Annotated in this window: 19 protein-coding genes and 1 tRNA gene; 18 read left to right on the plus strand and 2 right to left on the minus strand. The window is 61.8% G+C overall.

Features of this window, described 5'->3' with window-relative positions; all coding sequences use genetic code 11:
- Position 1: 1 nt before the first annotated feature.
- Positions 2-1,153 carry an acyl-CoA dehydrogenase family protein gene (locus ABFC66_RS00675; protein ID WP_346739027.1) on the minus strand — a complete coding sequence of 384 codons (1,152 nt, stop codon included), beginning with the start codon at positions 1,151-1,153 and terminating at the stop codon, positions 2-4.
- 157 nt (positions 1,154-1,310) lie between these two features.
- Here ABFC66_RS00675 and ABFC66_RS00680 point away from each other — a divergent pair, with 157 nt between their 5' ends.
- Together ABFC66_RS00680 and ABFC66_RS00685 are read left to right on the plus strand one after the other, a co-directional pair.
- The gene (locus ABFC66_RS00680; RefSeq protein WP_346739028.1) at positions 1,311-2,009 is read left to right on the plus strand and encodes a helix-turn-helix domain-containing protein; all 699 of its coding nucleotides are present in this window, start codon (positions 1,311-1,313) and stop codon (positions 2,007-2,009) included.
- Positions 2,010-2,214: 205 nt separating this feature from the next.
- Complete coding sequence (locus tag ABFC66_RS00685) at positions 2,215-3,048, plus strand: glycosyltransferase family 2 protein (protein ID WP_346739029.1); 834 nt, start codon at positions 2,215-2,217, stop codon at positions 3,046-3,048.
- 49 nt (positions 3,049-3,097) lie between these two features.
- Here the strand turns inward: ABFC66_RS00685 and ABFC66_RS00690 are convergent, their stop codons facing one another.
- Complete coding sequence (locus tag ABFC66_RS00690) at positions 3,098-4,021, minus strand: hypothetical protein (protein WP_346739030.1); 924 nt, start codon at positions 4,019-4,021, stop codon at positions 3,098-3,100.
- A gap of 360 nt (positions 4,022-4,381) precedes the next feature.
- Here ABFC66_RS00690 and ABFC66_RS00695 point away from each other — a divergent pair.
- The 16 genes from ABFC66_RS00695 to ABFC66_RS00770 all read left to right on the plus strand — a co-directional run.
- Positions 4,382-4,458: transfer RNA gene (locus ABFC66_RS00695), tRNA-Asp, on the plus strand.
- A 261-nt stretch (positions 4,459-4,719) separates the two neighbouring features.
- Positions 4,720-5,085, plus strand: a complete 366-nt coding sequence (locus tag ABFC66_RS00700) for an NADH-quinone oxidoreductase subunit A (protein WP_346739031.1) — start codon at positions 4,720-4,722, stop codon at positions 5,083-5,085.
- Entirely contained in the window at positions 5,076-5,630 is a 555-nt protein-coding gene (locus ABFC66_RS00705) for an NADH-quinone oxidoreductase subunit B family protein (protein WP_346739032.1), read from the plus strand. The genes ABFC66_RS00700 and ABFC66_RS00705 overlap by 10 nt, the downstream gene beginning before the upstream one ends.
- A 73-nt stretch (positions 5,631-5,703) precedes the next feature.
- Positions 5,704-6,312, plus strand: a complete 609-nt coding sequence (locus ABFC66_RS00710) for an NADH-quinone oxidoreductase subunit C (protein ID WP_346739033.1) — start codon at positions 5,704-5,706, stop codon at positions 6,310-6,312.
- Positions 6,309-7,487 (plus strand): NADH-quinone oxidoreductase subunit D, encoded by a 1,179-nt coding sequence (locus ABFC66_RS00715; protein ID WP_152216735.1) that lies wholly within the window; start codon positions 6,309-6,311, stop codon positions 7,485-7,487. The genes ABFC66_RS00710 and ABFC66_RS00715 overlap by 4 nt, the downstream gene beginning before the upstream one ends.
- Complete coding sequence (nuoE, locus tag ABFC66_RS00720) at positions 7,484-8,092, plus strand: NADH-quinone oxidoreductase subunit NuoE (RefSeq protein ID WP_346739034.1); 609 nt, start codon at positions 7,484-7,486, stop codon at positions 8,090-8,092. The genes ABFC66_RS00715 and nuoE overlap by 4 nt, the downstream gene beginning before the upstream one ends.
- Positions 8,092-9,381: an NADH-quinone oxidoreductase subunit NuoF gene (nuoF, locus tag ABFC66_RS00725; RefSeq protein ID WP_346739035.1), complete on the plus strand. Its 1,290-nt coding sequence runs from the start codon at positions 8,092-8,094 to the stop codon at positions 9,379-9,381. Before nuoE ends, nuoF begins: the two co-directional genes overlap by 1 nt.
- Before the next feature lie 4 nt (positions 9,382-9,385).
- Positions 9,386-11,419, plus strand: a complete 2,034-nt coding sequence (nuoG, locus tag ABFC66_RS00730; protein WP_346739036.1) for an NADH-quinone oxidoreductase subunit NuoG — start codon at positions 9,386-9,388, stop codon at positions 11,417-11,419.
- A gap of 6 nt (positions 11,420-11,425) precedes the next feature.
- Complete coding sequence (gene nuoH / locus ABFC66_RS00735) at positions 11,426-12,457, plus strand: NADH-quinone oxidoreductase subunit NuoH (protein WP_346739037.1); 1,032 nt, start codon at positions 11,426-11,428, stop codon at positions 12,455-12,457.
- Between the two features lie 17 nt (positions 12,458-12,474).
- On the plus strand, positions 12,475-12,966 hold the full coding sequence (nuoI, locus tag ABFC66_RS00740; RefSeq protein WP_152216740.1) for an NADH-quinone oxidoreductase subunit NuoI: 492 nt from the start codon (positions 12,475-12,477) through the stop codon (positions 12,964-12,966).
- A 62-nt stretch (positions 12,967-13,028) separates the two neighbouring features.
- Positions 13,029-13,643, plus strand: a complete 615-nt coding sequence (locus ABFC66_RS00745) for an NADH-quinone oxidoreductase subunit J (RefSeq protein ID WP_346739038.1) — start codon at positions 13,029-13,031, stop codon at positions 13,641-13,643.
- Between the two features lie 18 nt (positions 13,644-13,661).
- On the plus strand, positions 13,662-13,970 hold the full coding sequence (gene nuoK / locus ABFC66_RS00750; protein WP_346739039.1) for an NADH-quinone oxidoreductase subunit NuoK: 309 nt from the start codon (positions 13,662-13,664) through the stop codon (positions 13,968-13,970).
- A 5-nt stretch (positions 13,971-13,975) separates the two neighbouring features.
- Positions 13,976-15,907, plus strand: a complete 1,932-nt coding sequence (gene nuoL / locus ABFC66_RS00755; RefSeq protein ID WP_346739040.1) for an NADH-quinone oxidoreductase subunit L — start codon at positions 13,976-13,978, stop codon at positions 15,905-15,907.
- Positions 15,907-17,460 carry an NADH-quinone oxidoreductase subunit M gene (locus ABFC66_RS00760; protein WP_346739041.1) on the plus strand — a complete coding sequence of 518 codons (1,554 nt, stop codon included), beginning with the start codon at positions 15,907-15,909 and terminating at the stop codon, positions 17,458-17,460. The genes nuoL and ABFC66_RS00760 overlap by 1 nt, the downstream gene beginning before the upstream one ends.
- A 15-nt stretch (positions 17,461-17,475) precedes the next feature.
- The gene (nuoN, locus tag ABFC66_RS00765; RefSeq protein ID WP_346739042.1) at positions 17,476-18,927 is read left to right on the plus strand and encodes an NADH-quinone oxidoreductase subunit NuoN; all 1,452 of its coding nucleotides are present in this window, start codon (positions 17,476-17,478) and stop codon (positions 18,925-18,927) included.
- Positions 18,928-18,930: 3 nt separating this feature from the next.
- Positions 18,931-19,260 (plus strand): biotin--[acetyl-CoA-carboxylase] ligase (locus ABFC66_RS00770; RefSeq protein WP_346739043.1); only part of this gene is annotated, 330 nt, incomplete at its 3' end.

Genomic DNA, 19,260 nt, shown 5'->3' on the forward strand with positions numbered 1-19,260 from the left:
TTCAGCCGTCGATATCCAGTCCGAGCGCAAGACGGCCCGCATAGCGCAGTTGCGGCTTTTCCTGAAGCGGATGGAAGCGCGCGCCCTGAATGTCACGAAATGCGCGTTCGAGTCCGACATCGCGGTAGAACGAAGCGCCGCCCGCGACCTCCATCGCGCGTTCCACGGTTCTGATCGCGCCCTGGCCCGCAAGCGTGCGCCCGATCATGGCGCGGCTCGTCGTCTCCGCGCCGGGCATTTCGGTTTCGGCGATATGGATCATTTGATCCAGCGCCATCGTGGCACTCGCAAATGCGTTTTCCATTTCGCCCACGAGATAGGGCAGGTGCCCATCCTCCGGCTTCTTTCGCGCGATTTCCAAAGCCCTGGCGCGCGCACCTTCGGCGACGCCGACATAGGCCGAATAGATCAGCGGAAATGCGATCATGCTGATGATGTGAAACAGCGGATGCCATTTGCCCTGCGGGCGACGGCCAGAGACCGCCGCGTCGGGCACGAACACCTGCTTCAGTTCGATGTCATGCGAACCTGTTCCGCGCATGCCCATGACGTGCCAGGTGTCGAGGATCCTGACACCCTCGGCTTTGAGCGAAACCGCGAAATGCAGCACGGTCGGGCCCGCGTCGGGGTCGTCATAGACCGCGCTCGTCATCAGCAGGTCGCCCGCCGGGCAACCGCTGGAGAAGATCTTGCGCGCGGTGATCAGAAAGCCGCCCTCGGTCTTTACCGCATCGCCCGCACTCTTCAGCCAGTCGGAGCCGCCGCTTGAGACCAGGACGAGATTTTCAGCGGCGACGCGCTTCAGGAGTCCGTCGGTCGGCGCGTTCTGGTTGCGCCAGCGCCAGGCGGCGGCCGCCACAAGATGCGTGTGCATCGAGAAGGCAAGCGCCGTCGAACCGCAGCTTGCGCCGAGGCGGCGAATGGCGTGGCAGATCTCTGTCAGCTCTGCGCCGCCTCCGCCAAGTTCGGCGGGCACCAGCGCCTTGAAGAAATCCTCGTCCTTGAGCAGCCGATAGGCGTCGGCCACGAAGCTTTCATCGGCATCGTGCCGGCCCGCCTGCCGGGCGATTTCGACGGCGACATGATCGGCACGGGCGAGCCAGTCGGTCTCGCGTGTATCCGTTTTAGTCCTGGAATCTGCAAGCACTGTCATTTTTCAATCCTCCGTATCGGGTTGTGGTGAGGAACCCTCTCAAGACGGAGGCGGCGTCGATAGTTCAGAAACTGAATCCACCAGATACAAAAACTGAACTAGGCTAACGCTCGCCCTTGTGACTAAATCTTCAGGGACGCTTTCCTTGGAGGCTTTCATGACGCAGGGCAGTTACAAGCAATTCTGTCCGGTGGCGATGGCCGCGGAGGTCTTGTGCACGCGGTGGACGGTCGTGCTTCTGCGCGAACTCATCGCCGGTTCGATACGGTTCAACGATCTGCGGCGCGGAGTCCCGCGCATGTCGCCTGCGCTTCTCTCGCAGCGGCTGAAGGAGCTCGAACTCGCGGGCGTCATCGAGCGCACGCCGTCGCCGACCGAAGCCGGCGTATTCGAGTATCATCTTACCGCCGCGGGGCAGGAGCTTGAACCCCTGGTCGAGGCTTTCGGAGTTTGGGGCCAGCGTTGGGTCGAGACCGAACTTTCGCTGAAGCATCTCGACGTGTCGCTGCTCATGTGGGACATGCGCCGCAACCTTGATCCGGTTCCGATGCCGAAGCGGCGCAGCGTGATCGAGTTCCAGTATCCCGAGCTGCCGTCTGTGCAGCGCTCGTGGTGGCTACTGGTCGAGCCGAATGAAAGCGTCGATCTTTGTTCAGTCGACCCCGGATTCGAGGTCGACCTCTATGTCTCCACCGATCTGCGCACGATGACCGCGATCTGGATGGGTCTGGACAGTGTCCGAAATGCTCTGAACGGGGAGCGCATGATGCTGACCGGAAATCGCCAGCTCGCAGCCGACATGCAGTTGTGGCTCGGCCTCAGCCCATTCGCCAGGGAGCGCAAGCTCGCGGGCTGAGAAAAGGTCGGGATTCGGATGGCGGGCGGTTTTTCGCGGGAATGCGCCTCGTGCGGATCGGTTTGGCGTGCGAGGGATGCGGGATCTTTCCAGAATGAAACAGGCTTCTGGTCGGTGCATCTTGTTCCGATGCTCAGATACCTGATTATGCTTCATGCAAATTTTGATCTGATATTACAGAAATTATCGATTTTCGAGGCGCGCTTTGAGCACCAGTCAAATTACCTACATCACGACGTGCAAGGGACGGTTGCATCATCTCAAGCAATCGCTGCCTGTCGTTGCCAGGCAGCCAGACCTTAAAGTGATCGTGGTCGATTACGACTGCCCGGACGGCACGGGAGAGTGGGTAAAGGCAAATTTTCCGTCGGTCGAAGTCGTCAAGGTCGCGAACGCTCCGTTCTTTCAGCTATCGCATGCGCGCAATGTCGGCGCGGCGGCGGCGAGCACGCCCTGGTTGGCATTTTTCGATGCCGATGTGGTTGTCGGCGACGGTTTCTTCAATCGAATTTCCGGCATTCTGAAGCCCGGTATTTTTTTTCTTCCCAAGAGCGATTCACCCAATTTGTGGGGCTCCGTTATCCTGGAGCGCGAGGCGTTCATCAAGGTTGGAGGATATGACGAGGCCATCGCGCATTGGGGTGGGGAGGATATCGCCCTGTACAACGATCTGGGTTTCCTCGGGTATCGCGTTGTGTCCTATGACGCTCCGGATATGCGGGGTATCGAGCACGGCGATGACGAACGGGTGAAATTCGGATCCGAGAAGAACCTCGACCGCACAAAGCAATTGTCGCATATATACGAAATCGTCCGGCGGGACCTGACGCGGCTCATGGGGCGTGTGCTCGACAAGCAGGAGCGGAAAGAGGTTCGCGCCCGCGTTACCTCGGCATTGGATCGGCTGGTGGCGGATGGTCGCGTCGCCGAAAGCATTACCATCGATTTGCCCAGCATCGATTTTCAAAGACCGACCCTCGGCAAAAGGACGCCGATCGTCCAGAGGACCTTATCCTGCAAGGTCACGTTTCCGAAATAACGATGTGTGCGAATTAATCTGTTTGCCGTAGATCCGGCGCCTTTGGCCCTTATGCATATTCCAGAATTTTGCTCACGCTCATTTCCAGAGCGTTTCTTGAGAGTTTGATCAGCTTCTCGCGCTGCGCGACTGAGGGACGGATGCTTTCTCCGCGTGTGGCAAGGGCGCTGCGCAAGGCGTCCAGCAATTGCCCTCCCATGTCGTTGGATACCTGGATCGTATCGATGCCGACCTTGGAATTGAGGCGGGTGACCTTGGCGCCGCCCGCGATCTGATCGATGGAAATCACCGGCAGGCGATGAAAGACCGAAAGCAGCGTCGCATGCATTCTGGTCGTCACCAGAATCTGGCGGCTCTGAAGTTCCATCTCGGCGCAATAGATGTTCGGGCGCGCGGGGTAGATCAGCGTATTGAGTTCTGTCGTCTGCAGCCGAAACTCCGACTTCAGGCGCTCGATCATCACGGCGATGGTGTTGCTCTTGTCGTCGGCGAGGTATTCGGCCTGCCGCCCCACCAGGCATATGCCGAGGCCGGGCGCCTGATGGCGCTGATCGATATAGAGGTGCGGCCAGCCGACATCGGCGACCGCGAGATCGAATGTCGAAAGGGCGGTGCTGTCGCGGGGAACCACGGCGTCGAAGAGTTTCTCCGTTCCCAACTGATCGATCAGGCTGACGCCAACGGCCACCTTTCTGGCCTTTTCGAACCGGTTGCAGATCACCCTGACGAATTCAGCCAACGGGCCGCAGACGAAGACCAGGCAATCGACCGAGTCGGGTGGAACCGCCCTGATGTCCACGCGCAGCGGGTCCAGCTCGAAGAGATTTCCGCCCCAGGCGATGCGTGGCTGGAGGCCGTGCTGAACAAGCCTCGTCGCGACGTTGTAGAGCGCCATGACGTCGCCGACGGTCGTGTGTTTGCACTGAAAATCGAGAGAGCCCGCAAAGGTCAGAAGTATTCTCGGATCGGCCATGAAGAGCGTTCGTCTGAAGATCTGGAATGAAAAAAGGTGATCTGAAGATGTGTGGGTAACAGGCGGGGGAAAATGCAGGGTGCTATGCGGATAGGGTAAGCCCCGATTCCGGCTCCGCCCAACGTGTTTTCGGTTCAAAAACCTGTTCGTTTTTGACTGTGATGGGGCGGCGGGCCAAGGCTGTCCGGGAAGGCGCCAAAATAGTGTGATGGACTGGCCGGGCGGGCGGGAGCGCTGCTGCGGCCTGCCATTGGGCCCGCGACAGTGGATAAAGCGGAAAACTTCCCAAACCATTCTTGACAGGGGCGGGGCCTTGACGTACCAACCGCGCACTCTCCGAACGGTTCAGCCGTTCGCGTCGGGGGTGTAGCTCAGTTGGTTAGAGCGCCGGCCTGTCACGCCGGAGGTCGCGGGTTCGAGCCCCGTCACTCCCGCCACTTTTACAGAGAAAACGGATCGCCTGGCGCATGGCGTTTCCGCATTGCACCTTCATCGCTGCAATGCGTCAAATATCCCGCAACTTCAAATGGCATAACGGTTTTTCACGTTGAACATGTTCAACGTGGGGTTTGATTCTGCGGTTGCGAGGGATATACTGCGCGCGGATTTCGACTGCTGTTCGGCATCAAACGAGTCGGCTGTGCTTCAGCTCGTTTGCGGCCTTTTGTGCCGGGCAGGGCGATTTGTGAGGACGACCCATGGAAGACCTGCTTCGCGAGTACCTGCCCATCCTGATCTTTATGGGCTTGTCTCTCGTGCTCGGTCTCGCTCTGCTCATCGCGCCGTTTTTCATCGCGCCGAGCAAGCCCGACTCGGAAAAGCTTTCCGCTTATGAATGCGGCTTCGACGCCTTCGACGACGCGCGCATGAAATTCGACGTGAAATATTATCTCGTCGCCATCCTGTTCATCATCTTCGATCTCGAAGTCGCCTTCCTTTTCCCGTGGGCGGTGGCTCTCGGAGATGTCGGCATGTTCGGCTTCTGGTCGATGATCGTCTTTCTCGGCGTTCTCACCATCGGCTTCACCTATGAGTGGAAGAGGGGAGCTCTCGAATGGGAGTAGGAACCGAGGCACAGGCGGCGACCGCAATCGCCGGCGCCGTTCCCGCGATCAACGATCCGGTCTTCACCCAGATGTCGGACCAGTTGGCCGACAAGGGTTTCGTGCTCACGACCGTGGACGACCTCATCAACTGGTCGCGGACCGGTTCGCTGATGTGGATGACCTTCGGTCTTGCCTGCTGCGCCGTCGAGATGATGCATACCTCGATGCCGCGCTATGACAGCGAGCGATTCGGCTTCGCGCCCCGCGCGAGCCCGCGCCAGTCCGACGTGATGATTGTCGCCGGCACGCTGACCAACAAGATGGCGCCCGCGCTCCGCAAGGTCTACGACCAGATGCCGGAGCCGCGTTACGTGATCTCGATGGGATCATGCGCGAATGGCGGCGGCTATTATCACTACTCCTACTCCGTGGTGCGCGGCTGCGACCGGATCGTTCCGGTCGACATCTACGTTCCCGGATGCCCTCCCACCGCCGAGGCGCTGCTGTATGGCATCCTCGCGCTTCAGAAGAAAATCCGCCGGACTGGAACGATAGACCGGTGATTTTCGTGAACCTGGCGGCCTTCCTGCTTCAGCAATGAAGCGGGAGCCGTGCACGAGTTTCGAGACTGCTTCGATGGATGGAAGTCTGACAGACCTCGGCGATCACATCCGCGCGAAACTCGCGGGTGCGGTCCTTGATGCCAGCACCGCATATGGTGAGCTCACGGTGGCCGCGCAAGCCGCGCGGATCGTCGATGTGCTCACTTTTTTGCGCGACGATCCGGCATGCGCCTTCACGACGCTGATCGACATTACGGCGGTCGACTACCCGCAGCGCGAACGGCGCTTCGATGTGGTCTACCACCTGCTGTCGATGCAGAAGAACGCGCGCATCCGCGTCAAGGTCGAGACCGATGAAGAGACGGCCGTGCCGACCACGGTTGGCGTCTTCCCGGCGTCGAACTGGTTCGAACGCGAAGCCTTCGACATGTATGGCGTGCTCTTCTCGGATCATCCGGATTTGCGTCGCATTCTCACCGACTACGGCTTTGCCGGTTATCCGCTGCGCAAGGATTTCCCGCTTACGGGCTATGTCGAGGTGCGCTATGACGACGACCAGAAACGAGTCGTCTATGAGCCGGTGAAACTCGTTCAGGAATTCCGCAGCTTCGACTTCCTGAGCCCGTGGGAAGGCACCGATTACGTGCTGCCGGGCGACGAGAAGGCGGAGACGAAGTCATGACCGAACAGCAGCTTCGCAATTTCAATCTGAACTTCGGCCCGCAGCATCCTGCGGCCCATGGCGTGCTTCGCCTCGTCCTCGAGCTCGAGGGCGAAATCGTCGAGCGCGTCGATCCCCATATCGGTCTTCTGCATCGCGGCACCGAGAAGCTGATCGAGGCCAAGACCTATCTGCAGGCGCTGCCCTATTTCGACCGGCTCGATTACGTTGCGCCGATGAACCAGGAACATGCGTACTCGCTCGCCGTGGAAAAGCTCCTCGGCATCGAGGTTCCGCGTCGCGGCCAGTTCATCCGCGTCATCTACTCCGAGATCGGCCGTCTTCTTTCCCATCTCCTCAACGTCACCACGCAGGCCATGGACGTCGGCGCGCTGACGCCGCCGCTCTGGGGCTTCGAGGAGCGCGAGAAGATGATGATCTTCTACGAGCGTGCTTCCGGCGCGCGCATGCATGCGGCCTATTTCCGGCCGGGCGGCGTGCATCAGGACCTGCCGCCGAAGCTCGTGCAGGACATCTACGACTTCTGCGATCCTTGCGAGAAGGTGCTCGACGATCTCGAGACGCTGCTCACCGGCAACCGCATCTTCATGCAGCGCAATGCCGATATCGGCATCGTGTCGAAGGAAGACGCGCTGGCCTGGGGCTTCTCCGGCGTGATGGTGCGCGGCTCGGGCATGGCCTGGGACCTTCGCCGCTCGCAGCCCTATGAAGTCTATTCGGAACTCGATTTCGACATTCCCGTTGGCAAGAACGGCGACTGCTACGACCGCTACCTTGTCCGTATGGACGAGATGCGCCAGTCGCTCCGCATCATCAAGCAGGCGATCGAGAAGATGCCTGAGGGGCCGGTGCATACGACCGACGGCAAGATGTTTCCGCCCTCGCGCGCCGAGATGAAGCGCACGATGGAAGCGCTCATCCATCACTTCAAGCTCTATACCGAGGGCTATCACGTTCCCGCTGGCGAGGTTTACGCCGCCGTCGAAGCCCCCAAGGGCGAATTCGGCGTCTACCTCGTTTCGGACGGCACCAACCGGCCTTACAAGTGCAAGATCCGCGCGCCGGGTTTCGCGCATCTGCAGGCCATGGATTATCTCTGTCGCGGCCACATGCTTGCGGACGTTTCCGCCGTGCTGGGCTCGCTCGACATCGTGTTCGGCGAGGTTGATCGATGAGCGTGCGTCGTCTGGCTGCAAGCCAGCCTGAAAGCTTTGCCTTCACGCCCGAGAATCTCGAATGGGCGAATGCGCAGATCGCGAAATATCCGTCTGGCCGTCAGGCCTCGGCGATCATCCCGCTTTTCTGGCGTGCCCAGAAGCAGGCGGGCGGCTGGCTCCCCGAACCGGCAATCCGGCACGTCGCCGATCTGCTGGGCATGGACTATATCCGCGCCCTCGAAGTCGCGACCTTCTACACCATGTTCAACCTCGCGCCGGTCGGCGAGCATTTCGTGCAGCTCTGCGGCACGACGCCCTGCTGGCTGCGCGGCGCGGACGAACTGAAAGACGCCTGCCGCAAGCATATCGGCCCCGAGGGGCAGGTGAGCGCGGATGGCAAGCTCTCCTGGCTTGAGGTCGAGTGCCTGGGCGCCTGCGCCAATGCGCCGATGGTTCAGATCAATGACGACTTCTTCGAGGATCTCGACGCGGAGAAGCTCGGCGAAATTCTGGAGTCGCTGCGCGCGGGCCGTGCGGTGAAGCCGGGCCCGCAGAACGGCCGGCACTCGTCGGAGCCGCTTGGCGGCCCGACGACCCTGACGTCATTCACGGAGACCAAGTGATGCTTCAGGACAAGGATCGCATCTTCACCAATCTCTACGGTCTTGGTGAACCGGGCCTCAAAGGCGCGCAGAAGCGTGGCGACTGGGACGGCACGGCCGACATCATCGCCAAGGGCCGCGACTGGATCATCGACGAGATGAAGAAGTCGGGTCTGCGCGGCCGCGGCGGCGCCGGCTTCCCGACCGGTCTCAAATGGTCCTTCATGCCGAAGGACTCGGGCGGACGTCCTCACTACCTCGTCGTCAATGCCGACGAGTCCGAGCCCGGCACGTGCAAAGACCGCGAAATCATGCGCCACGATCCGCAGAAGCTGATCGAGGGCTGCCTTATCGCCAGCTTCGCGATGGGCGCGCATGTTTGCTACATCTATGTACGCGGCGAGTTCATCCGCGAGCGCGAGGCGCTGCAGGCGGCCGTCGACGAAGCCTATGCGGCCGGTCTGATCGGCAAGAACGCGGCGGGCTCGGGCTGGGATTTCGATCTCTATGTCCATCACGGCGCCGGCGCCTATATCTGCGGCGAAGAAACGGCGCTGCTCGAAAGCCTCGAAGGCAAGAAGGGCATGCCGCGGCTGAAGCCGCCGTTCCCGGCCAATATGGGCCTCTATGGCGCGCCGACCACCGTGAACAACGTGGAATCCATCGCCGTTGCGCCGACGATCCTGCGTCGCGGGTCGGGCTGGTTCGCTGGCCTCGGCCGTCCCAACAATACCGGCACGAAAATCTTCTCGATCTCGGGGCATGTGAACAGGCCCTGCAACGTCGAGGAAGAGATGGGCATTCCGCTTCGCGAGCTTATCGAGAAGCATGCCGGCGGCGTGCGCGGCGGATGGGACAATCTGCTGGCGATCATTCCCGGCGGTTCATCGGTCCCGATGATCCCGAAGGCCGTTTGCGACGACATCCTGATGGATTTCGACTCGCTCAAGGCGGCGCAGACCGGTCTCGGCACGGCGGCTGTCATCGTCATGGACAAGTCGACGGATCTCATCAAGGCGATCGCGCGCATCTCGGCCTTCTACAAGCATGAGAGCTGCGGCCAGTGCACGCCGTGCCGCGAAGGTACGGGCTGGATGTGGCGCATGATGGAGCGCATGGCTTCGGGCGAGGCGCAGGTGTCGGAAATCGACATGCTTCTCGATGTGACGAAGCGTGTCGAAGGACACACGATCTGCGCGCTTGGCGACGCGGCGGCCTGGCCGATCCAGGGGCTGATGCGCCATTTCCGGCATGTGGTTGAAGAGCGGCTCACGTCCGGTAAGGGCGGCGCTCAAGTGGCGGCGGAGTAGAGGCATGCCCAAGGTTACAGTCGACGGCATCGAGGTCGAGGTCGAAGCGGGCGCAACGCTGTTGCAGGCCTGCGAGGCGGCGGGCGTCGAAATTCCGCGCTTCTGCTATCACGAGCGTCTGTCCATCGCCGGCAATTGCCGCATGTGCCTGGTCGAGGTCGAGAAATCGCCGAAGCCCGTGGCGAGCTGCGCCATGCCGGCCGCCGATGGCGCGGTCGTCCACACCACGACGGAAGTCGTGAAGCGCGCCCGCGAAGGCGTGATGGAATTCCTGCTCATCAATCATCCGCTCGATTGCCCGATCTGCGATCAGGGCGGCGAGTGCGACTTGCAGGATCAGGCCGTTGCCTATGGCACCGATGGTTCGCGCTATCACGAGAACAAGCGCGCCGTCGAAGAGAAGTATATGGGCCCGCTGGTCAAGACCGTGATGACGCGCTGCATCCAGTGCACGCGCTGCGTCCGCTTCGCCACCGAAGTTGCTGGCACGCCGGAGATCGGCGCCATCGGCCGCGGCGAGGACATGGAGATCACGACCTATCTCGAGCACACGCTGACGTCGGAGCTTTCGGCCAATGTGGTCGATCTCTGCCCGGTCGGCGCGCTGACCTTCCGGCCCTTCGCCTTCACTGCGCGGCCCTGGGAACTGCGCAAGACCGAGTCCGTCGACGTGATGGATGCCGTCGGCTCGAACATCCGCGTCGACACGCGCGGCCGCGAAGTGATGCGCATTCTTCCGCGTCTCAACGAGGACGTGAACGAGGAGTGGATTTCGGACAAGACCCGCTTCATCTGGGACGGTCTCAAGACGCAGCGTCTCGACCGGCCTTACATTCGCGAGAACGGCAAGCTCCGCGAGGCGAGCTGGGATGAGGCTTTCGCCGCCATCGCCGCGAAGCTCAAGGGCGCGAAGGGCGAACGCATCGGCGCCATTATCGGCGACCTTGCCGCCGCCGAAGAGATGAAGGCGCTGAAGGATCTCTGGGCGAAGCTCGGCTCGACCAATATCGATTGCCGTCAGGACGGTGCGAAGCTCGGCGGCGCCCGTTCGAGCTACATCTTCAATTCGACGATTGCCGGCATCGAGCAGGCGGACGTCATTCTCATCATCGGTTCCGATCCGCGCCGCGAAGCGCCGGTGCTCAATGCGCGTATCCGCAAGCGCTTCCGCGCGGGCGGGCTCAAGGTTGGCGTCATCGGTCCGCGCCACGACCTGACTTACCCCTACGACCATCTCGGCGCCGGCACGCAGACGCTCGCCGAGCTTGCTGCGGGCAAGGGCTTTGCCGAGGCGCTGAAGAGCGCGCAGAACGCCCTGATCATTGTCGGGCAGGGCGCGCTGACGCGGAAGGACGGTGCTGCCGTTCTCGCCGCCTCCATCGCGCTGGCGAAGACGACGGGTGCCGCATTCAACGTGCTGCACACCGCGGCGGCACGCGTCGGCGGCCTCGACCTCGGCCTCGTGCCGGGCGCGGGCGGCCGCGACGTGGCGGGCATTCTCGATGGCGCCTCGAAGGGCGAGCTGGATGTCGTCTATCTCCTCGGCGCCGACGAAATCGACATGTCGAAGCTCGGGAATGCCTTCGTGATCTATCAGGGCACGCATGGCGACGCGGGCGCGCATCGGGCAGACGTGATCCTGCCGGGCGCGGCCTATACGGAAAAGCCCGGTCTCTACGTGAACACCGAAGGCCGCGTGCAGCGCGGCCAGCGCGCCGCCTTCCCGCCGGGCGAGGCCCGTGAGGACTGGACGATCCTGCGCGCGCTGTCGGACGCTCTCGGCGCGACGCTGCCTTATGACAATATCGATCAGCTCCGCGCGGCGATCGTCGCCGACGCGCCGCACTTTGCGGAGATCGACAATGTGGTTCCCGCCGGTGAGTTGCCGGAGCTTCCCGTGGGCGAACTTGACGCCGCGCCTTTCGAGACGCCGGTGAAGGACTTCTATCTGACGAACCCGATCGCAAGGGCGAGCAAGGTCATGGCCGAATGCTCGGCACGTGTCGCCGCGACGAAACGTGTTCAGGCGGCGGAGTAAGGGCACATGGCTGATATTCTGACCACTTACGGCATTCCCCTCGCGATCATCGCGGCGCAGAGCCTCGGCCTGCTGGTCGCGTTGCTGCTCTTCACCGCCTATATCCTGCTTGCCGACCGCAAGATCTGGGCGGCGGTGCAGCTGCGCCGCGGCCCGAACGTCGTCGGCGCCTTCGGCCTGTTCCAGTCCTTCGCGGACCTGCTGAAATTCGTCTTCAAGGAAGTCGTGATCCCGGCGGGCGCGAACAAGGGCGTATTCCTTCTCGCGCCGCTCGTTACCGTGACGCTGGCGCTTTCGGCGTGGGCGGTGGTGCCGCTCGCCGATGGCTGGGTCGTTTCGAACATCAATATCGGCATCCTTTACATCCTCGCGATCTCGTCGCTCGGCGTTTACGGCGTCATCATGGCGGGCTGGGCGTCGAACTCGAAATATCCGTTCCTGTCGGCGCTTCGTTCGGCCGCGCAGATGGTATCCTACGAAGTCTCGATCGGTTTCGTGCTCATCACGGTGCTGATGACGGCCGGGTCGCTCAACCTGTCGGACATCGTGCGCGCGCAGGAGGGCCATTACGGCCTTCTCAACTGGTTCTGGCTGCCGCATCTGCCGATGTTCGTGATCTTCTTCATCTCGGCGCTGGCTGAAACCAACCGTCCGCCTTTCGACCTCGTCGAAGCGGAATCGGAACTCGTTGCCGGCTTCATGGTCGAGTATTCCTCGACCCCCTACATGATGTTCATGCTCGGCGAATATGTGTCGATCATCCTCATGTGCGCCATGACGACGATCCTTTTCCTCGGCGGCTGGCTGCCGCCGGTGAACGCGCTGCCCTTCACGCTGGTGCCGGGCGTCATCTGGTTCCTCGTCAAGCTTTGCCTTGTCTTCTTCATGTTCGCCATGGTGAAGGCATTCGTGCCGCGCTACCGCTACGACCAGCTGATGCGTCTGGGCTGGAAGGTCTTCCTTCCGATCTCGCTCTTCTGGGTCGTGCTCACGGCAGGCGTGCTCGTCGGCTTCGGCCTCGTGCCGCATCACGGTTGATCGGAAAGGACTGACAAATGGCTTCGGTCAATCAAGTAGCCCGGTCGCTCTTTCTGACGGAGTTCGTGACGAGCTTCTTCCTCGCCATGCGCTACTTCTTCAAGCCCAAGGCGACGGTGAACTATCCCTTCGAGAAGGGACCGCTCTCTCCGCGCTTCCGTGGCGAACATGCGCTGCGCCGCTATCCGAACGGCGAAGAGCGTTGCATCGCCTGCAAGCTCTGCGAAGCGATCTGCCCGGCTCAGGCGATCACCATCGAGGCGGGGCCGCGCCGCAATGACGGTACGCGCCGGACGACGCGCTACGACATCGACATGACGAAGTGCATCTATTGCGGCTTCTGCCAGGAAGCCTGCCCGGTGGATGCCATCGTCGAAGGCCCGAATTTCGAGTTCTCCGTGGAGACCCGCGAAGAGCTCATGTACGACAAGGAACGGTTGCTCGCGAATGGCGATCGCTGGGAGCGTGAGATCGCGAAGAACATCGCGCTCGACGCGCCTTATCGCTGACCGAAGGACTGACAGCATTCCGGACCTGAGGTCCGGCAAGGAATGAAGGACGAGGGGTCCAGATGATTGTTTCCGCCATCGCATTTTACGTCTTCGCGGCCATGGCCGTGGCGGCGGGGTTCATGGTGATCGCGGCGCGGAACCCCGTGCATTCTGTGCTGTTCCTGATCCTGACCTTCTTCAATGCAGCGGCGCTTTTCGTGCTGATGGGAGCGGAGTTCATCGCGCTCATCCTCGTCATTGTCTATGTCGGCGCTGTGGCCGTGCTCTTCCTCTTCGTCGTCATGATGCTCGACATCGACTTCGCGCAGCTTCGCCAGGGCTTCCTGCAATATCTGCCCGTCGGCGGGCTTGTCGGCTTCATCCTGCTCGTCGAGCTGCTGCTCGTCGCAGGCGCCTGGGTCATCACGCCGGAGGCGGCACAGGTTGCGGCTTCGCCCGCGCCGGCGCTCGAGCAGGTCGCCAACACCCGCGCGCTCGGCCAGATCCTCTATACGCAATATGCCTATCTCTTCCAGGCCTCGGGGCTCGTTCTCCTCGTCGCCATGATCGGCGCCATCGTTCTGACGCTGCGCCACCGCCCGGACATCAAGCGGCAGGTGATCGCGCATCAGGTGGGCCGCAAGCGGCACGAAGGCGTCGAGCTCAAGGACGTCAAGCCGGGCCAGGGAATTTAAGGGAAGCGGAACGTAACAATGGAAATCGGGCTCGGACATTATCTCACCGTCGCGGCGATCCTCTTCACGATCGGCGTGTTCGGCATCTTCCTCAACCGGAAGAACGTGATCATCATTCTCATGTCGATTGAGTTGATGTTGCTCGCGGTGAACGTCAATCTGGTCGCCTTCTCCGTCTTCCTGCACGACCTGACCGGTCAGGTCTTCGCGATCTTCGTGCTGACGGTTGCCGCGGCCGAAGCGGCCATCGGCCTTGCCATTCTTGTGACCTACTTCCGCAACCGCGGCTCCATCGCGGTTGAGGATGTCAATCTGATGAAGGGGTAGGGGACATGTACTCCGCCGTTGTCTTCCTGCCGCTCGTCGGCTTTCTGACCGCCGGCATTTTCGGCCGCTGGATCGGCGTTCGCGCTTCGCAGCTCGTGACGTCCGGCCTGCTCGTCGTCTCGGCCGCCTTGTCGGTCGCTGCCTTCGTCAATGTCGCGCTCGGCGGCGTCACCGAACACGTTCAGGTCCTGACCTGGATCGACAGCGGTTCGTTCGAATCCGACTGGCGCCTCAGGATCGACACGCTGACCTCGGTGATGCTCGTCGTCGTGACCTCGGTCTCGGCGCTCGTTCACATCTATTCGATCGGATATATGAGCCACGATCCGCAGCAGCCGCGGTTCTTTGCCTATCTGTCGCTCTTCACCTTCGCGATGCTCGCGCTGGTGACGGCTGACAATTTCATCCAGCTCTTCTTCGGCTGGGAAGGCGTGGGCCTCGCCTCCTATCTGCTCATCGGCTTCTGGTACCAGAAGCCGAGCGCCAATGCGGCGGCGATCAAGGCCTTCGTCGTCAACCGCGTGGGCGATTTCGGCCTCATCATCGGTATCGCCACGATCTTCATGATGGTCGGCTCGGTCGAGTTCGACACGGTGTTCAAGGCGATTCCGGGGCTCGCGAACAAGAGCTTCCTCTTCCTCGGCCATGAAGTGCCGGTCGTGACGACGATCTGCCTGCTGCTCTTCATGGGCGCCATGGGCAAGTCGGCGCAGTTCCTGCTCCACACCTGGCTGCCGGATGCCATGGAAGGCCCGACGCCGGTTTCCGCGCTCATCCACGCCGCAACCATGGTGACCGCGGGCGTGTTCCTCGTTGCGCGCTGCTCGCCGATCTTCGAGTTCTCGGAGACCGCGCTCACTGTCGTCACCTTTGTCGGTGCGACGACCGCTTTCTTCGCGGCGACGGTTGGTCTCGTCCAGAACGACATCAAGCGCGTTATCGCCTACTCGACCTGTTCGCAGCTCGGATACATGTTCGCGGCGCTTGGCGTCGGCGCATATGAAGTGGCCGTGTTCCATCTCTTCACGCATGCCTTCTTCAAGGCGCTGCTGTTCCTCGGCTCGGGCTCCGTCATTCACGCGATGGACGGCGAGCAGGACATGCGCAAGATGGGCGGGCTCTACAAGCTCATTCCGGCGACCTACGCGATGATGCTCATCGGCACGCTGGCGCTGACGGGCTTCCCGCTGACGGCGGGCTACTTCTCGAAGGACGCGATCATCGAGGCGACGTTTGCCGGGCACAACCCGGTGCATATGTATGCCTTCGGCATGACCGTCTTCGCGGCCTTCCTCACGTCCTTCTATTCGTGGCGTCTCGTCTTCATGACCTTCCACGGAACGTCGCGCGCCGATCATCATACGCTGGAACATGCGCATGAATCGCCGCTCGTCATGCTGGTGCCGCTTATCGTGCTCGCCATTGGCGCTCTCGGCGCAGGCGCCGTGTTCAAGCATTACTTCATCGGCGAAGGGCACGAAGCCTTCTGGCTCGAAGCGATCTATCGCGGCACGGCCAACCACATCATGCATGCCATGCACGAGGTTCCGGAATGGGCCGCGCGCATGCCGACCGTGATGATGGCGCTCGGCTTCGCCCTGTCCTGGTACTTCTACATCGCGCGTCCGGATCTCCCGGTCGAACTCGCGCGTACACAGGCGCCGCTCTACAAGTTCCTGCTGAACAAGTGGTACATCGACGAGTTGTACGACTGGATCTTCGTGAAGCCGGCTTTCTGGATCGGGGGCACCTTCTGGAAGGTGGGCGACGGCCGCATCATCGACGGCATCGGGCCTGACGGCGTTGCAGCCCGCGTTGTCGATGTGACGCGCGGCGTCATGCGGCTCCAGACCGGCTACGTCTATCACTACGCCTTCGCAATGCTGCTCGGCGTCGCGGCGTTGGCGACCTACTTCATGCTCGGGGGCGTCCACTGATGTCGATTATCAACGATGGAAACATCCTGTCGCTCGTAACGTTCCTGCCGGTGGTGGGCGCGCTGCTCATCCTCACTTTCCGGGGCGACGAGGCGACTGTCGCGCGCAATGCGCGTTATGCGGCGCTGTGGACGACGCTCATCACCTTCGTGCTGTCGCTCTACATCTGGTGGCACTTCGATGCGTCGACCGCGTCCTTCCAGTTCGTGCAGAAGTTCGACTGGCTCGGTGGCGCGATCAGCTACCACATGGGCGTCGACGGCATCTCGATGCTGTTCGTCATCCTGACGACCTTCCTGATGCCCGCCTGCATCCTGGCGAGCTGGAACTCGATCGAGACGCGCGTGCGCGAATACATGATCGCGTTCCTCATTCTTGAAACACTGATGATCGGCGTCTTCTGCGCGCTCGATCTCGTGCTCTTCTATCTCTTCTTCGAGGGCGGCCTCATCCCGATGTTCCTCATCATCGGCGTCTGGGGCGGCAAGCGCCGCATCTATGCGAGCTTCAAGTTCTTCCTCTACACGCTGCTCGGCTCCGTGCTGATGCTGCTTGCCATCATGGCGATGTATTGGGACGCAGGCACGACCGACATTCCGACGCTCATGGCGCATGACTTCTCGTCGCGCATGCAGACATGGCTGTGGCTTGCCTTCTTCGCATCCTTCGCGGTGAAGATGCCGATGTGGCCGGTTCACACCTGGCTTCCCGACGCGCATGTCGAAGCGCCGACGGCGGGCTCGGTTATCCTCGCCGGCATCATGCTGAAGATGGGCGGTTACGGCTTCCTGCGCTTCTCGCTGCCGATGTTCCCTGTGGCTTCTGCCGATTTCGCGCCGCTGATCTTCGCGATGAGCGTCATCGCGGTGGTCTACACCTCGCTCGTGGCGCTGGTGCAGGAAGACATCAAGAAGCTCATTGCCTATTCGTCGATCGCACACATGGGCTTCGTCACCATGGGCATCTTCGCGGCGACGCAGCAGGGCGTGCAGGGCGGCATCTTCCAGATGCTGTCGCATGGCTGGGTTTCGGGCGCGCTCTTCCTCTGCGTCGGTGTGATCTACGATCGCCTGCACACGCGCGAGATCGCGGCCTATGGTGGCCTCGTGAACCGCATGCCGCTTTATGCCGTGGCCTTCATGATCTTCACCATGGCGAATGTGGGGCTGCCGGGAACCAGCGGTTTTGTCGGCGAGTTCCTCACGCTCATCGGCACGTTCAAGGTCAACACCTGGGTGGCGTTCATCGCCGCGACGGGCGTGATCCTTTCGGCGGCCTATGCGCTCTTTCTCTATCGCCGCGTGGTCTTCGGTGCGCTCGAGAAGGACTCGCTCAAGAACATTCTCGACCTCAACATGCGCGAGATCGTGACGCTGTTGCCGCTCATCGCAGCGACGATCTTCTTCGGCGTATATCCGTCGCCCGTCTTCGATGTGACGGCGGTCTCCGTCGAGCACCTCATTGCCAACTACACCGCCGCCGTCGAGGCGCATCGGGTGGCTGAAGCGGGCCGAACGGCACTCGACGCCCTGCACCTTATCGCTGCTCGCTAGAACGGGATCACTTCGATGGAAACCGCCGCTTCGTCAATTCCGGCTTTCGCTCCCGCTCTGCCAGAGATCGTTCTCGCAGTCGGCGCCCTGTTCCTGCTTCTCGTTGGTGCCTTCCGGAAGGTGAGCCCGACGCGCGGCATTTCCTGGGCGGTCGTGGCTCTCTTCGTGCTGGTCGCGGTGCTGGTGGCGGGGCAGGGCGACATTCATGCTGCCACCTTCGGCGGCATGTTCATGATCGACCCGTTCACGCGCTTCATCAAGCTGCTGGTCCTGCTGGCGGCAGCGCTCTCGGTCATCATGTCGGTGACCTTTATTCGTCGCGAGAACATGGATCGTTTCGAGTTTCCGGTGCTGATTGCGCTGGCGGCTCTCGGCATGATCATGATGGTCTCGTCGAACAGCCTGATCGCGCTTTACCTCGGCCTCGAACTTCAGAGTCTGAGCATCTACGTGATCGCGGCGTTCAACCGCGACAGCGCGCGTTCGAGCGAGGCAGGCCTCAAATATTTCGTGCTCGGAGCTCTTTCGTCCGGCCTTCTCCTTTATGGCAGCTCGCTGGTCTATGGCTTCACGGGCAGTGTGGACTACCAGACGATTGCCGCGGCTCTCAACACGGGCCATGCGTCTATCGGCCTGATCTTCGGCCTCGTATTCATTCTGGCAGCGCTCGCCTTCAAGATTTCGGCGGTGCCTTTCCACATGTGGACGCCGGACGTTTATGAAGGCGCGCCGACGCCCGTGACGGCACTCATGGCCAGTGCGCCGAAGGTCGCCGCCATGGCGCTCATCATTCGCGTGCTCTTCACGGCCTTCCCGGGTATCGCGCCGGAGTGGAAGCAGATCATCGTCTTCGTCTCGATCGCCTCGATGGTGCTCGGCGCCTTCGCCGCCATCGGCCAGCGCAACATCAAGCGGCTGATGGCCTATAGCTCCATCGGCCATATGGGTTACGTGCTTGTGGGTGTCGCCGCGGGAACGGTGGAAGGTCTTCGCGGCGTGCTGATCTATCTCACGATCTATGTCGTGATGAATGCGGGCGTGTTCTGCGTCATTCTGGGCATGCGCCGCAGCGGCGAGCAGGTCGAGAATATCGAGGATCTTGCGGGCCTGTCGCGCAGCCGCCCCATGGTTGCCTTCCTGCTCGCCATGCTGATGTTCTCGCTGGCGGGTATTCCGCCGCTCGCCGGCTTCTTCGCAAAGTTCTACGTCTTCATGGCGGCGATCAAGGCGAACCTCTACCTGTTGTCCGTCATCGGCGTTCTGTCGAGCGTGGTGGGTGCGTATTACTATCTGCGCATCGTCAAGGTGATGTATTTCGACGAACCGGCGCAGGCTCTCGATGCGCCCATGTCGCGCGAGCTGAGCATCGTGCTCGGCCTGTCCGGCCTCTTCACGCTTTTCTTCTTCGTCTACCCCGCGCCGCTGATCGCAAGCGCGGAAGCCGCCGCCGCCGCGCTGCTGCCCTGATCCATGGCCCCCTTGCTTCCAACGGGCATTTCGCTCCGCGCCTTCGCGGAAATCGACAGCACCAATGAGGAAGCGAAGCGCCTCGGCGAGGCGGGTGAGCCCGGTCCTATCTGGATCACGGCAGAGCGTCAGACGGCGGGCCGCGGACGGCGCGGCCGCGAATGGGTGTCACCCAGCGGCAATTTCATGGGAACGCTCCTGCTGCGTCCGCAGGCAAATCCGCGCAAGGCGGCGGAGCTTTCCTTTGTCGCGGCGCTCGCGGTGCATGACGCTGTCGACGGGTTGCTGTCGCCTGCGCTGAGGCCGGACCTCAAGCTCAAATGGCCGAACGAC

The organism is Parvibaculum sp., from assembly GCF_039680535.1.
In the GTDB taxonomy this organism is placed as follows: domain Bacteria; phylum Pseudomonadota; class Alphaproteobacteria; order Parvibaculales; family Parvibaculaceae; genus Parvibaculum.

What these genes read in the sequence shown, in the direction of transcription:
- ABFC66_RS00675 (WP_346739027.1), bottom strand. Translation starts at nt 1,153, where the DNA reads ATGACAGTGCTTGCAGATTCCAGGACTAAAACGGATACACGCGAGACC.
- ABFC66_RS00680 (WP_346739028.1), top strand. Translation starts at nt 1,311, where the DNA reads ATGACGCAGGGCAGTTACAAGCAATTCTGTCCGGTGGCGATGGCCGCG.
- ABFC66_RS00690 (WP_346739030.1), bottom strand. Translation starts at nt 4,021, where the DNA reads ATGGCCGATCCGAGAATACTTCTGACCTTTGCGGGCTCTCTCGATTTT.
- ABFC66_RS00700 (WP_346739031.1), top strand. Translation starts at nt 4,720, where the DNA reads ATGGAAGACCTGCTTCGCGAGTACCTGCCCATCCTGATCTTTATGGGC.
- ABFC66_RS00705 (WP_346739032.1), top strand. Translation starts at nt 5,076, where the DNA reads ATGGGAGTAGGAACCGAGGCACAGGCGGCGACCGCAATCGCCGGCGCC.
- ABFC66_RS00710 (WP_346739033.1), top strand. Translation starts at nt 5,704, where the DNA reads ATGGATGGAAGTCTGACAGACCTCGGCGATCACATCCGCGCGAAACTC.
- ABFC66_RS00715 (WP_152216735.1), top strand. Translation starts at nt 6,309, where the DNA reads ATGACCGAACAGCAGCTTCGCAATTTCAATCTGAACTTCGGCCCGCAG.
- nuoE (WP_346739034.1), top strand. Translation starts at nt 7,484, where the DNA reads ATGAGCGTGCGTCGTCTGGCTGCAAGCCAGCCTGAAAGCTTTGCCTTC.
- nuoF (WP_346739035.1), top strand. Translation starts at nt 8,092, where the DNA reads ATGCTTCAGGACAAGGATCGCATCTTCACCAATCTCTACGGTCTTGGT.
- nuoG (WP_346739036.1), top strand. Translation starts at nt 9,386, where the DNA reads ATGCCCAAGGTTACAGTCGACGGCATCGAGGTCGAGGTCGAAGCGGGC.
- nuoH (WP_346739037.1), top strand. Translation starts at nt 11,426, where the DNA reads ATGGCTGATATTCTGACCACTTACGGCATTCCCCTCGCGATCATCGCG.
- nuoI (WP_152216740.1), top strand. Translation starts at nt 12,475, where the DNA reads ATGGCTTCGGTCAATCAAGTAGCCCGGTCGCTCTTTCTGACGGAGTTC.
- ABFC66_RS00745 (WP_346739038.1), top strand. Translation starts at nt 13,029, where the DNA reads ATGATTGTTTCCGCCATCGCATTTTACGTCTTCGCGGCCATGGCCGTG.
- nuoK (WP_346739039.1), top strand. Translation starts at nt 13,662, where the DNA reads ATGGAAATCGGGCTCGGACATTATCTCACCGTCGCGGCGATCCTCTTC.
- nuoL (WP_346739040.1), top strand. Translation starts at nt 13,976, where the DNA reads ATGTACTCCGCCGTTGTCTTCCTGCCGCTCGTCGGCTTTCTGACCGCC.
- ABFC66_RS00760 (WP_346739041.1), top strand. Translation starts at nt 15,907, where the DNA reads ATGTCGATTATCAACGATGGAAACATCCTGTCGCTCGTAACGTTCCTG.
- nuoN (WP_346739042.1), top strand. Translation starts at nt 17,476, where the DNA reads ATGGAAACCGCCGCTTCGTCAATTCCGGCTTTCGCTCCCGCTCTGCCA.